The sequence below is a fragment of the Pseudoalteromonas simplex genome, assembly GCF_015278155.1.
Classification (GTDB): Bacteria; Pseudomonadota; Gammaproteobacteria; order Enterobacterales; family Alteromonadaceae; genus Pseudoalteromonas; species Pseudoalteromonas simplex.
Map to the genome: position 1 here is coordinate 485,988 of NZ_JADILN010000002.1, position 12,812 is coordinate 498,799.

16 protein-coding genes are annotated in these 12,812 nt (G+C 40.6%); 6 read left to right on the forward strand and 10 right to left on the reverse strand.

Annotated elements, in window-relative coordinates:
* Nucleotides 1–39: 39 nt before the first annotated feature.
* The gene (locus tag IRQ78_RS06020) at nucleotides 40–1,488 is read right to left on the reverse strand and encodes a DEAD/DEAH box helicase (protein ID WP_194441605.1); all 1,449 of its coding nucleotides are present in this window, start codon (nucleotides 1,486–1,488) and stop codon (nucleotides 40–42) included.
* Between the two features lie 172 nt (nucleotides 1,489–1,660).
* On the reverse strand, nucleotides 1,661–2,503 hold the full coding sequence (locus IRQ78_RS06025; protein ID WP_135924192.1) for an isopenicillin N synthase family dioxygenase: 843 nt from the start codon (nucleotides 2,501–2,503) through the stop codon (nucleotides 1,661–1,663).
* Nucleotides 2,504–2,739: 236 nt separating this feature from the next.
* On the opposite strand from IRQ78_RS06025, the gene IRQ78_RS06030 reads away from it, so the two are divergent.
* Complete coding sequence (locus IRQ78_RS06030; protein ID WP_119852019.1) at nucleotides 2,740–3,627, forward strand: MBL fold metallo-hydrolase; 888 nt, start codon at nucleotides 2,740–2,742, stop codon at nucleotides 3,625–3,627.
* A 7-nt stretch (nucleotides 3,628–3,634) separates the two neighbouring features.
* Here the strand turns inward: IRQ78_RS06030 and IRQ78_RS06035 are convergent, their stop codons facing one another.
* From IRQ78_RS06035 to aspS, 5 genes are all read right to left on the reverse strand, one after another.
* Complete coding sequence (locus IRQ78_RS06035; RefSeq protein ID WP_194441606.1) at nucleotides 3,635–4,366, reverse strand: alpha/beta fold hydrolase; 732 nt, start codon at nucleotides 4,364–4,366, stop codon at nucleotides 3,635–3,637.
* Entirely contained in the window at nucleotides 4,360–4,944 is a 585-nt protein-coding gene (locus IRQ78_RS06040; RefSeq protein WP_194441607.1) for a GNAT family N-acetyltransferase, read from the reverse strand. The genes IRQ78_RS06035 and IRQ78_RS06040 overlap by 7 nt, the downstream gene beginning before the upstream one ends.
* Before the next feature lie 31 nt (nucleotides 4,945–4,975).
* Complete coding sequence (locus IRQ78_RS06045; RefSeq protein WP_323741531.1) at nucleotides 4,976–5,566, reverse strand: pentapeptide repeat-containing protein; 591 nt, start codon at nucleotides 5,564–5,566, stop codon at nucleotides 4,976–4,978.
* Nucleotides 5,563–5,769 carry a hypothetical protein gene (locus IRQ78_RS06050; protein WP_194441608.1) on the reverse strand — a complete coding sequence of 69 codons (207 nt, stop codon included), beginning with the start codon at nucleotides 5,767–5,769 and terminating at the stop codon, nucleotides 5,563–5,565. The genes IRQ78_RS06045 and IRQ78_RS06050 overlap by 4 nt, the downstream gene beginning before the upstream one ends.
* A 109-nt stretch (nucleotides 5,770–5,878) precedes the next feature.
* The gene (gene aspS, locus IRQ78_RS06055; RefSeq protein WP_194441609.1) at nucleotides 5,879–7,648 is read right to left on the reverse strand and encodes an aspartate--tRNA ligase; all 1,770 of its coding nucleotides are present in this window, start codon (nucleotides 7,646–7,648) and stop codon (nucleotides 5,879–5,881) included.
* 227 nt (nucleotides 7,649–7,875) lie between these two features.
* On the opposite strand from aspS, the gene IRQ78_RS06060 reads away from it, so the two are divergent.
* Together IRQ78_RS06060 and IRQ78_RS06065 are read left to right on the forward strand one after the other, a co-directional pair.
* Complete coding sequence (locus IRQ78_RS06060; protein ID WP_194441610.1) at nucleotides 7,876–8,724, forward strand: DUF72 domain-containing protein; 849 nt, start codon at nucleotides 7,876–7,878, stop codon at nucleotides 8,722–8,724.
* Nucleotides 8,725–8,746: 22 nt separating this feature from the next.
* Nucleotides 8,747–9,241 (forward strand): M48 metallopeptidase family protein, encoded by a 495-nt coding sequence (locus IRQ78_RS06065; protein WP_054551586.1) that lies wholly within the window; start codon nucleotides 8,747–8,749, stop codon nucleotides 9,239–9,241.
* Between the two features lie 106 nt (nucleotides 9,242–9,347).
* On the opposite strand, the gene IRQ78_RS06070 is transcribed toward IRQ78_RS06065, so the two are convergent.
* The 3 genes from IRQ78_RS06070 to IRQ78_RS06080 all read right to left on the reverse strand — a co-directional run bounded on the left by IRQ78_RS06070 (nucleotide 9,348) and on the right by IRQ78_RS06080 (nucleotide 11,152).
* Nucleotides 9,348–10,364: a DUF5924 family protein gene (locus tag IRQ78_RS06070; RefSeq protein WP_194441611.1), complete on the reverse strand. Its 1,017-nt coding sequence runs from the start codon at nucleotides 10,362–10,364 to the stop codon at nucleotides 9,348–9,350.
* 132 nt (nucleotides 10,365–10,496) lie between these two features.
* On the reverse strand, nucleotides 10,497–10,799 hold the full coding sequence (locus IRQ78_RS06075; RefSeq protein ID WP_138599711.1) for a hypothetical protein: 303 nt from the start codon (nucleotides 10,797–10,799) through the stop codon (nucleotides 10,497–10,499).
* 104 nt (nucleotides 10,800–10,903) lie between these two features.
* Nucleotides 10,904–11,152: a hypothetical protein gene (locus tag IRQ78_RS06080; RefSeq protein ID WP_194441612.1), complete on the reverse strand. Its 249-nt coding sequence runs from the start codon at nucleotides 11,150–11,152 to the stop codon at nucleotides 10,904–10,906.
* A gap of 343 nt (nucleotides 11,153–11,495) precedes the next feature.
* Here IRQ78_RS06080 and IRQ78_RS06085 point away from each other — a divergent pair, with 343 nt between their 5' ends.
* The 3 genes from IRQ78_RS06085 (at nucleotide 11,496) to IRQ78_RS06090 (ending at nucleotide 12,773) form a co-directional block, all read left to right on the forward strand.
* The gene (locus IRQ78_RS06085) at nucleotides 11,496–11,888 is read left to right on the forward strand and encodes a hypothetical protein (RefSeq protein WP_138599713.1); all 393 of its coding nucleotides are present in this window, start codon (nucleotides 11,496–11,498) and stop codon (nucleotides 11,886–11,888) included.
* A gap of 258 nt (nucleotides 11,889–12,146) precedes the next feature.
* Nucleotides 12,147–12,272 carry a lysozyme family protein gene (locus IRQ78_RS20730; RefSeq protein WP_267237894.1) on the forward strand — a complete coding sequence of 42 codons (126 nt, stop codon included), beginning with the start codon at nucleotides 12,147–12,149 and terminating at the stop codon, nucleotides 12,270–12,272.
* Between the two features lie 12 nt (nucleotides 12,273–12,284).
* On the forward strand, nucleotides 12,285–12,773 hold the full coding sequence (locus IRQ78_RS06090; protein WP_194441613.1) for a hypothetical protein: 489 nt from the start codon (nucleotides 12,285–12,287) through the stop codon (nucleotides 12,771–12,773).
* The last annotated feature ends 39 nt before the right edge of the window (nucleotides 12,774–12,812 follow it).

Here is a 12,812-nt window from a genome sequence, read left to right on the forward strand (position 1 = left end):
CAAAAACGCGCAATTGCGCGTTTTTTGTTTTAACTGTTATTAACTATCCGCAGCGGGTTTACGTCTTGGGCGAGATGGCCCCGATACACGCTGGCGATTACCCGCAGGTTTATTACCTGCTGGTTTAGTGCTATTCGATTTTTTCCCGTTGTTAGCGCCTTTTTGGTTTTGGCCCTGCTCTTTACCCTTACCCTGCCACTTACCTTGTGAAGGTCGCTTTTGCGATTTAGGGTTTGGCTTTTGTGCAGATTTTGCTGCACCTTGACCATCTTGAGCTGGTGCTTTTGGCTTTTTCGGTTTCTTTGGTTTTTTCGGCTTGATTGGACGCGTATCTAGTGGCCTTTCAGCAACTGGTTTGCTTGGCTCAAAGCCTGCTTCGGTTGCACGCGGAATAAGCTCACCAATAAATCGCTCAATACCATATAAATCGTCAGCATCATCTGCTGTTACAAACGAAATAGCATGGCCCGATGCACCCGCTCGGCCTGTACGGCCAATACGGTGTACGTAATCTTCATAAATATTCGGTAAATCGTAGTTAACAACGTGCGGTAGCTCAACAATATCAAGACCACGGGCAACGATATCGGTTGCAACTAGTACGCGCACTTCACCGGATTTAAAGCCTTCGAGTGCTTTAACGCGAGCGCCTTGCGATTTATTCCCGTGAATGGCTGCGCCGACAATATCATCGCGTTCAAGCTGCTTAACTAAACGATTCGCACCATGCTTGGTACGGCAAAATACTAAGACTTGTTGCCAATCGTTAGTACGGATCAGGTGGCTAAGCAATGCTGTTTTACGTGATTTATCTAGCGCATAAACAGATTGAGCAACCGTTTTAGCTGTGGTGTTTTTTGCCGCGACTGAAATTTCAACGGGGTCGTTAATGAGCCCTTTTGCAAGTTCACGAATTTCGTCAGAAAAAGTCGCTGAGAACATCAAGTTTTGACGTTTAGCAGGCAATTTAGCAATGATACGTTTGATGTCATGAATAAAGCCCATATCAAGCATACGGTCGGCTTCATCAAGGATCAGCACTTCTAAATCATCAAACTTAACAGCATTTTGATTGTGTAGGTCTAATAAACGACCAGGTGTGGCTACTAAAATATCAACACCTTTACGAAGGCGCATCATTTGCGGGTTAATTTTAACGCCGCCATAAACAACAAATGAGCTAACATTTGAATGCTTAGCATATTGCTCAACATTTTCGCTTACTTGTAAAGCCAGCTCACGGGTTGGTGCCAATACTAATGCACGTACTTTGTTGCCACCCGCTTTAGGGCCTTTTGACAAACGCTCAATTAACGGCAGCGTAAAACCTGCTGTTTTACCTGTACCAGTTTGCGCTGCGGCCATAACATCACGGCCTTCAATGATCGCTGGGATAGCTTGTGATTGAATAGGCGTAGGTGCTTCATAGCCCTTTTCTAAAACTGCATTTACTAAAGCTGGTGATAAACCTAACCCATCAAAACTCATACTATCTCTCTTTAAAAAATTCAGCCGATTCGGCGAAGTGCGCGCATTATACCTAGGATAGTCAATAATGCATGGAATTATTTGCAAACTAACACTTAATGCTGAACTTAGCAGACAAATTTCAGGCATAAAAAAAGCGGCTCTAATGCCGCTTTGTTCTCATACTCAATCTTTACTTAACACCAAGTTCGCGTAAACGCTCTTGTAAGTAGCTGTCTGCAGTGTAGCGCTCAGAAAGCACAACATCAGGACGCGGGTGTAAGAATAATGGTAACGAAATACGTGATTTCGTTGACGCTTTACCCGTTGGGTTGATCACACGGTGAATCGTTGATGGGAAGTAACCACCTGACGCTTCTTGTAGCATGTCACCAATATTAATGATCAGGTTACCAAAATCACATGGTACGTCTAACCAACCGCCATCTGTTGTTTGTACTTGTAAACCTGGCTCATTTGCCGCAGGTAATACAGTTAATAAGTTGATGTCACCATGCGCTGCTGCACGGATTGCACCTGGCTCTTCATCACCTGTCATTGGTGGGTAATGAAGAATACGCAGGAGTGTTTGCTCAGAGTTAGCAATCATATCTTTAAGGTCGATAGAGAACTTAGCACGCACCTCTTCTGGTGCCTCAGCTTGAACCCAGCTTAATAATGTTGCTGCAAACTCATTCGCTAAACGGTAGTACTCACGAATTTCTTCTTCTAGCTGTGCTGGAACACGGCCTTTTGGATAAACGTGGTAGTACTCTTTAATATCTTTAACGGTAAAGCCTTTTGCAACTTCTGACACTGATGGTGGGAAGTAACCATCTTGTGTTTCTTTTGAAAATAAAAACTCGTGCTTTTGCTCAGAATTAAAGAATTCTTGCCAATTTTTGTAAATAGACTCAACTAATGACTGAGGGATTGGGTGATTTTTTAATACACCGAAACCTGTGTTTCTTAGTGACTCAACAAATTGAGCGGCCGCATCGCTCGCTTTATAATCAACGGTAGGTAAATGTTGCATTTGTCTTTTCCAGTGAATAAGGTTCTAGAAGTCTTGCTAAGCATAGCATTTCTTCATTATAGCGCTTCGCGAGGATAGAGAAACACAGGCAAAAACATAAGGACTTATGTCCGCCCCACCTTGCTTAGCTCCTTAACTTTGATACAGATCAACTAAACCTTTAAGTAGTATAATATGTACTATTAGCTAAACTTTGATATGGTTAGTTAGACCATTTCAACGCAAAAGGATCGCTAATGTTCAAAAGTCTGCAAATCTTACTTTTCAGTGCGCTCATATTCGTTACCAATCAGGCCATCTCAGCAGAACAAGCAAACTATAAAGTCGAAAACATTAAAGACAACGTATATCGCTTTAGTGCTGGCCATTACCACAGCGCTTTTATGATTGTTGATAACCTTGCCTTGGTGACTGATCCTATTAATAGCGATGCCGCAAAATACTTAAAAAGCTATATCAAGAAAACCTTTAACGCCGATATCAAGTACATGTTGTACAGCCATAGCCATGTTGACCATGCAATGGGCGGTCATGAGCTAATCGATAACAACACAACGGTCGTCGCTCATCAATTTGCTGCTGAGGACCTTAAATTAAATAAAGTGCCTACTGCCCTGCCTGATCTTACATTTACCGATACACTCAAAGTCGATTTAGGTGATAGCTACGTGCAACTGAAATACTATGGGCCCAATAATGGCCGTGGTAATGTCAGTATGCGTTTTATGCCTGCCAATGTACTTTATGTTGTTGATTGGATTGTACTTGGCCGCATGCCATATAAAAATCTGATTGGTTACGATATTAACGGCATGCTGCATTCAACTAAAGCAGTGTTAAATGAACCCACATTTGCTGCATTTATAGGTGGCCATGCAGATACTGGCAACCGCGATGATGTTGTCTCTTATTTACACTATATTCAAGACTTACACACTGCCGTGCGCGATGGCATGTTAAAAGGTAAGAACCTTGCGACCTTGCAAAAAGAAATAAGCTTGCCACAATACAGCCATTTAAAAATGTACCAGCAATGGCTACCACTGAATATTGAAGGTGTATATAACAACCTTGTCGAGATGGGCTATTTTAATTTTCGCAGCGATATTAATGCTCAGTTTTAGCTGAGCATTAAAAGCGAGATAAAAACGCGTTAAGTTCTTTACTCATACGTGCTACAAGCGCTTTTGGGCCACCATCATACATGTCGTTATGGCGCGAATCTTTAAGCTTAATTTGCGTCACTGGGTATACTGCGAGCTCTTGCGGCGTTAGCAATACGTTGTCATCTGCTGGGTAATCGCTACCGCGTAGTGTCAGTACAGCAATATTTTTGTTTCGCGGGATCAGCATACGGCGATGATCAAGGGTGATCAGCTTAGCTACCTTAGCGGGATAAATAGCCGCATATAATGCTGCAATATCCCCCCCATTTGAGTGCCCAAATAAAGTGAGCTGATTAAAGTCATACGCAGGATAACGCTTTGCAAGTTCTACGGCTAAAAACTCAAGGGTTTGTACACCGCGGTGCCAGTTTTCCATGCGTGTGGTCATGTAGGGGGGCTCAGGGTTTAAACTCGGATCGCCTTTTAACTCATGAGCCACTTCAACCGTTAAATAACCATGCTGATGAAAGGCCTGCTGGGCAAATTGATACTCTGTATGCGCCATACTATAGCCTGCCCCAATAAACGCCACGGGGCATTTTTTCTTTATCGTGCATTTACTATCGGCTGCGGTAATGGTCAGCGGAATATGGCGGGTGCGCTCAGTATCAAACAGTGTCTCTGTTTGATTTGCATAGGCTGTTTGCCCGCTTAGAGTAAAAGCGAGCATTAGCGCCGCCTTTTTAATATTTAACATGCTAATTTGAATTCTAAGCTACGTTTAACCATAGGCCACTCACCATCAATAATTGAAAACACCACGGTGTCGCGTACGCATCCATCGGCCATGATTTGATGATTACGAAGAACCCCATCTTGTTTCGCCCCTAAGCGAGCAATGGCATTGCGTGAAGCCTGGTTATGCCAATGGGTACGAAACTCAACAGCAATCACATTGAGTGTTTCAAATGCATAACTTAGTAGCAGTTTTTTACATTCAGTATTAACCCTAGTACGCTGAAAACGCTTGGCATACCAGGTATAGCCAATTTCTAAACGGCGGTTTTTACTATCAATATTGCAAAAACGGGTTGAGCCTATCACCTCATCGGTGTGTTTATCGATGACAGCAAATGGTATTGCGCGACCAAGTGACTGTTGCTCAAACGCCATACTTAAATAATCGTCAACACGTTCTTCATTGGGCACCGAGGTAAACCAAAGCTCCCAAAGCTTTCCATCTGAAGCGGCGCTTACTAAAGCATCACGGTGCTCAAGCGTTAACGGCACTAATTTAACAAACTGACCTTCTAAGGTGATGGGACTTAAATCCATAACTTTCCTTAACCTTAAGTAGCAATAATATTTAATCCACCAGCTCTATATCGAGCCCTGCTAATAAATCCAAAGCAGCATAACGTTCAAATTTGGCCTTACTGATATTATTAGCTGTTATATCAATGGCGAAGTGGCTGGCACCAATAAAGTTAGCTTTACTGAGGTTGGTTTGTTGGAACAAGCTGTCACGAAAGTCCGTATCAGTAAAATCAGCTGAAGATAAATCTGCATGTCTAAAATCAACATCTTTGGCAAAACAGCTACGCATTTTTAAAGCTTTTAAACTAAGTTCAAAAAAGCTGCTGTGGCTAAGTTCACAGCCAACAAAACTCACTGGGGCACGGCTGGCGAGTAGCGGCCAATCAACATCAGTAAAACGAACACTGGTTAATTTACACTGTTTAAAGCTTACCTCTTCAAGCGAGGTGTATCTAAGCCCAAGGGCAGCTAAATTACAGTTTTTAAACTCACACTCTATGAACCGACAGTTTTCAAACTGACTATTGCTAAAGTCACAGTCGATAAATTCACATTGCTCAAATTCGCAATGCGAAAATGTTTGCCCTGCAAGGTTTACTTCAAAGGTGTGTTCAAAATAAAGGGAATGGCTTGCGATCACGCGGTGGCCTCAATATCTTGTTTAAGCGCAAGTACTGCAATAAAAATAAGGCCAAACAATGGAATTAGCGCTAAAAAGCCACCAATAGCGGCCACCACGATTGGTGTTGAAGTTTTGCGCTTACCTAAGTAATAGCTGATAGCGGCAAACAGTGGGACCATAACAAGTACAAAATAACCTAGAAAAGTTGCACTGATATTCATTCTCTCTCCTTGAAGAACACACTAAATATTCATTTAAGCACAAAAAAACCCTAAGGCATACACCTTAGGGTTATTATTCATTAAGTCTTATAATTCAAGCTATTATGAATTATTCAGCGTCTTTCGCTACAACATCAATTGCAAGCTCAGTTAATGCATCGGCATTTGCTTTGCTTGGTGCATCTGTTAATAAACATGATGCTTGCGTTGTTTTAGGGAAAGCAATAACGTCACGAATATTATCAGTACCGCATAGCAGCATAACTAAGCGGTCAAGACCAAACGCAAGACCCGCATGCGGTGGCGTACCATATTTAAGTGCATCAAGTAAGAAGCCAAACTTGTCTTGCTGCTCTTGCGCTTCGATACCTAAAATTCTAAATGCTGTTTCTTGCATTTCTGCATTGTGAATACGTACCGAACCACCACCAACTTCGTAGCCGTTTAATACCATGTCGTATGCATCTGATAGTGCACCAGCTGGGTTTGCTTCAAGCTCTTCAGGAGAAATACCTTTTGGTGCAGTGAATGGGTGGTGAACCGCATGCAATGTACCTTCGTCGTCTTCTTCGAACATTGGGAAGTCAACAACCCATAATGGTTTCCAGCTATCTAAATCAGTAATACCTAAATCAACACCAATCTTAAGACGTAACGCACCCATCGCTTCGTTTACAACGTTACGCTTATCAGCACCAAATAAAATGATGTCGCCAGATTGTGCGTTAGTACGCTCAAGTAATTGGTTGATCACCTCTTCGTTTAAGAACTTAGCGATTGGTGATTGTACACCTTCAACGCCCGCAGCACGGTCGTTCACTTTCATCCATGCTAGTCCTTTCGCGCCATAGATACCGATGAATTTAGTGTAATCGTCGATTTGTTTACGAGAAAGCTCAGCACCGCCTGGTACAGTTAATACAGCAACACGGCCTTTTTCGTCATTAGCAGGACCAGAGAATACTTTAAACTCAACGTCTTTTACTAAATCAGCAACGTCTACAAGTTGCATTGGGTTACGTAGGTCTGGTTTATCAGAACCATATAAACGCATTGCTTCGCTGTATGGCATTACTGGGAAGTCGCCTAAGTCAACGTCTAGTAATGATTGCCACATTTCGCGGATCATTTTCTCAGTCATTGCACGCACTTGATCAGAGCTCATGAATGACGTCTCTAAATCGATTTGTGTGAATTCTGGCTGACGGTCAGCACGTAAGTCTTCGTCACGGAAACATTTAACAATTTGATAGTAACGGTCAAAGCCCGACATCATTAATAATTGTTTAAATAACTGTGGTGACTGAGGTAAAGCGTAGAAGCTACCTTTGTGAACACGGCTAGGTACTAAGTAGTCACGGGCACCTTCTGGTGTTGCTTTTGTTAGTACTGGTGTTTCGATATCTAGGAAACCGTTGTCATCTAAGAAACGACGCACAAAGCTGCTCGCTTTTGCACGAAGTTTGATACGGTCGCTCATTTCAAGACGACGTAAATCTAAGTAACGGTATTTTAAGCGGCGCTCTTCAGAGTTTTGCTGATTAAAATCAAGTGGTAATGGCTCAGAACGGTTGATGATAGTTAAGCTTGTGCCTAAAATTTCAACTTCACCTGTTGCCATGTCTTTATTTACTTGGCTATCAGGGCGTGCGCGAACAACACCTTTTAACTGCACACAAAACTCTTGACGTAGTTTATTCGCAGTATCCATTAATCCTTCTACTTCAGGATCAAAAACAACTTGTACTAAACCTTCTCTGTCACGTAAATCGACGAAGATAAGACCACCAAGGTCACGGCGTTTGTTGATCCAACCACATAGTTCAACTTCTTGATCTACGTGAGATTTATTTAGCTGTCCGCAATATATAGAGCGCATAGTATTCCTGTCAGTTAAAGACTTATAGCCGCCTGCTCTTAAGAGTTCGCTATTTTGAGAGCAAAAGCCACTATACAAAGTAATCATTTAAGGCAGAGCATTATACCCAAACCATCGCAAAATGCGAGTGCCAGCAGTGCCTGTCGGGGGCTAAATATACACCCCGACTTCTGAGCAAACATTTCTTTTGATACACTAGCTAAAGTTTAAATTTATTGGTTGATTTAATGCTGTATTTAGGTTGTCCGCAGTGGTCTAGCACCGCATGGAAAGGAAATTTGCTCTCTAGTCACTGTAAAAGCGCCGACATGCTCAGTGAGTATGCGCAATGCTTTAACTCAGTCGAGGGCAACACCAGTTTTTATGCTGACCCAAGTCATGAGACATTATTACGCTGGCATGATGCGGTACCCGAAGACTTTAAATTTACGTTTAAGTTTCATCGGCGTTTTAGTCACGAATTACAACTGACGAATATAACTAGTGAGCTTAATGCATGGCTAAACTTATTTGAGCCAATTTTTGCTAAAACGGGGCAAATCATGTTACAGCTACCCCGCGCCTTTGGACCAGATGCCCTACCCCTTCTTGCAAATTTTATTGCACAACTCCCCAAGCAACTTAGTTACGGTGTAGAAGTCCGTCACCCCGGCTTCTTTAATAAAGATGATGCAGAAATTCGCTTAAATCAGCTGTTAATTGAAAATAATATAGATCGCATCAGCATGGATACCCGCTCTTTATTTGCTGTTCCCGCCGATACCGATGCACTCATTGATGCGCAAAAGAAAAAGCCTTATTTACCTGTGCATGCCATTGCAACGGGAAATCAGCCTATGCTGCGCTTTGTGATTGCCAGTCTTGAACATGAATACAAGTCGTATTACCAGCCATGGCTGAAAAAAGTAAAGCAATGGCTTGATGAAGGAAAATCACCCTATTTGTTTTTTCATACCGCAGATAATCGCCAGTCACCACTTTTAGCAAGACAGTTTTGCCAAGATTTAGGTTACAATCACCCCGTGCTTGCGCCTTTTATGGGTGAACGCGAGGCAAGCCAAAGCAGTTTATTTTAGCGCCCGATTTATCAGAGAAAATATGAAAGATTACAGCCGTTATTTTCAAGGTTACCCGCCTCAAATCATTGAGCAAGTGTTACAGCTATTTAATGGCGACAGGGCCGCAAAATACCTTAAAGGCAAATACCCTGATGCGCATAGCATTACCAGCGATAAAGCTTTATACAATTACGCCACTGAACTAAAAAAGCGCTACCTTAAAAATGCCCTGCCTTTTGGTCGTGCCGCATTCAAAAAACAAGGCGATATGGTCACAAATGCCTTAGGCACCCATACTTTTCGTATGCAAGGTAAAACCCGAAAACACGATCTTGCCATTAATAGCGACCTGCTTCGCGCACCTGAACCACTTCTCAAAGCACTCGTCGTACATGAGCTGGCTCACTTTAAAGAAAAAGACCACAACAAAGCCTTCTATCAACTTTGCTGCCACATGGAGCCGCAATATCATCAACTAGAACTAGATTTAAGAATATTCAGTGTGTTGGTAGGTGAAGGGAAAAATCCGTATTAAAGCTATCAAAAACATAAAACCTGAGGAATGAATGTTAAGCTCTTGTTGTTCAAAAACTCTAATAACTATCCTCCATCTCGATCAGCTAAAAACTGACGGCTGAAAGCTAAACTTCTGAAACCTCAAACCTTCTTTGCCCTATCAGCTGCCCAGACTCGGTAACCACTTTGACGACCCATTTCCCTGCAGCATTAGCAGGGAAATTCGTTTTATGGCTCCACGCTCGATAGCCCTCTTTACGACCACCAGAAATATCCAAGGCTATACGGTCAACTTCTTTTCGATTATGCACCCAAACGTGGAAGATTTTCTCATTTAAACCTCGCGGTGCTTTTACCGCACTAAAACTATATAGACCGTTTTCATGTAAGCTCTGCTCAGTGAGTTCTGTTATTGGCGAAAGCGGTTTACGAGCTTGTGCATCTAGCTGATATGACATACTCATATCGGTTAAACGCAGTGCTGCAGGTGGCACAAAACTACGTAATTGCCAAAGCCCGGCACCTAATGAACAAAGCAATAACACCAACAACGGAAAACGCCACCATTTAGCATTAGGCATCAAATTGCCAAGACTGGGGACCGTTAAAATAACAGCTGTTATTAGTGCAATTTCAAAACTTTGGCTGGTCGTTAACTTTAATAAAATAGGCAAGGTAACCGACAGCACGACAAACAAAGAAAAGCTATGAAACACACTAAACCAGACACTGTGCCTTGCAAGCTTTTTATAATAGAGAGGATCAACAACAGAAACGAACGCACAAAGTATAATTAAAGCGGTAAACGCGGCCTGACCATGGTCCCAAGTAGTCACCGCTAAGAAAAATGGTAAAGCAAAAAACAAACTTTCTTGCTGCACAACTTGCAGCGCAAAGCGCATCACATTAGGCGACACCGCCACACCAAAACGCTCCTCTACTTTATCTCTAAGCCAGTTATCTATTAACAACCACAACCAAGTGACTAATAACAAAATAGAGATAAGCTGCGAAAACGATTCTTTTCGTTCAACAAAGACATAGCTTGCTACACCACTACAAAAAGCCAACACCGCCATCAACCCCGGCCGCTTCTGCATCATGAAAATAAATTTAGTTATAAAGTTTTTTAAGTAATTCATGCAATCATCAAATCCATTTAAGGCTTTATGAGTAAAGCATAAATTGGATGAATGTAGGCTTTAAAACGAGCTTTAAGTTCAAAGCTTTAAGCTGTAAGTTTTGAGCCAAGACTAATTACTCAACTGTATCGATTATGAAGGTTCGTAAATAACAATTTGACTCAACCACCAGTTAAGTTCATCGTCAATTTGCCATGCCTCACATGAATTCAGATGTTTTAAAATTACCTGCTTATCAGACTGACAACACATAGCTTTTAATACAAGATTACCATTTTCCCAAAGTGTTGCTCTTGCTATAAGGCCATTGCCTTTAATTTCGATGTATTGAGCTTTAATTGGCTCACCCAATTGAGCAGAGAGAACCACCTTGAGCTTTTCAATTGTCAAAATTTTAGATTTTGAATTTCTCCAATTATCTAATTCTTGCAGCATTATTTTCCTCAACATAAGAATGTAAGCAATTGCTACCAAGCACTATTTTTATACCGAGGTAGCTTACAAGGCTCTTAACCTAATGAGTCAAAGCAAATTTCCGTTTAACTCTCATGTGAAATACCTAGGGTAAATTTGCCATACTCAGCTTGATCAGATTCGCTATATTCGAGCCAAAGTTGTTTTGCTTCTAACAAATCAGAAATATTATCAATCTCTCGGACTCCATTAAGTACAACATGTAGAGTCTCCGATTGAGTTTGGAATGTAACAAACACTAGAAACTCACTCCCAGCGCGTTTTAACTTCATTTCATTGACAATAACATCTTGGTATATGTGATTAAACTTCAATTCAATTGCCTATTGAGTTATTTCAGTAGATTAATTTATGTATTACACACCAAGACATTAACTTAATGAAAGCTGAAAAACCATATTTCAAACTTAGGGTTCAGTACCCTCAATTGAATTTCAGCGTTGAAATAAACTCAACATAGAACACTAAGTCTTATAGCCTTTTCAAAACAAAAAAACGCGGCCTGACCCGCACCTATATTTTATCTGACGGCTGAAAGCTCATGTTAAATAAAAACACTTTTGACTATTCAATCAAACTTGGATAACTTCAGTCGAACACCTAAAATGCTTGAAATTATTTTTTCACAGTGGAGGGGGTGGAGAATAGAGGTAGATTATGCACGTTAAATTGAAATTCACTTTAATACTTTCTTTATCATTACTTTCTATTGGCTGCGCAAAAGCAGAGCAATGTGCAGAGTCAATGCAACTAGGTGAAACTACTTTGTATTCAGAGTGTCGAGGTGCTGAAGCAATTTCATCCAGTACTATACACTCATCAATGAGCCTAGATGAAGCATTCGAGATGATGTTGAATATTTTAGAGTCTAAGGGTGATATTCAAGCTTCAAAAAACGATTTATATGTTTCTATTTTTTCAATAATGCAGACAGAAAAATTTAATTTTAGAGTAACTTCTTTTCCTAACGGGATATTATTGGCTTCTGAGAATACTAGCGCAATTTATCTGAAAATAGATGAGAAAACATGGTTACAAAAGGTTCTGTAACGTACACATTAAAAAATGTTAAATTGCAACTTAAATCGCATTCCACCCTGCATTTATTTACTATTTAGCATTTTATAACAATACACATAACGCCTCCCATTTATTGATTCAACAAACCTCGCATTAATATCAAATTAATAACTGAACCCAATATAAGCCCAATATACAATTGAAAAGTTAGTTTCCAGTTAATATTAAATCTTGTTAATAACTGAAATTAACTCCTAATAAAATAAAAGGTAAAGAAAGGAATATCTAATGCCATTAAATGCAAACGTAAAAACAGAGGTTATTAAAAATACTGAGAAGTTTGAAGGACGAGTTCCTCATTTGTATCTTGATACCAGAGGATTAGATACTGTGGGAATCGGTCATCTAATTTAAAACAAAGCAGCCATGGCATCAGTTGTCATGTATAAAAATAATTCAAACAACACGCTTGTGTTAGCTTCATTAGCTGAGAAGCAAGCTGAGTATGACTCGATAAAAAAGCAACCCTATGGCTTTAGTCGCAATGCAAATTTTTACAAATTGCATACAACTTTAATTATGAAAGACCATGATATAGTAGCGCAAAAAGAAAAACACATTTTAAAATTCTATAGTGAACTTACTAAATATTACACCACGTCTAATGGCTTCGCTAAAAGCTTTGATTTAATGCCCTATTCAGTACAGAAAGCATTACTTGATATGGTCTTTAATTTGGGAATAACAAAGCTGCGTACGCAGTATGTAAAAATGAATAACGCCATTAAGAAAGAAGACTGGATTGTTGCAGCAGTTGAGAGTAAAAGGGTTGGCATTTCAAGTTCAAGAAACAACTATGTCAGCAACTTATTCCTTTCTGCCCAAAAAACAGTCAATCACACCTTAAGAGGTTAAAAGCATGTCTCAGCAATTATTACGTTTAGGAATATACGT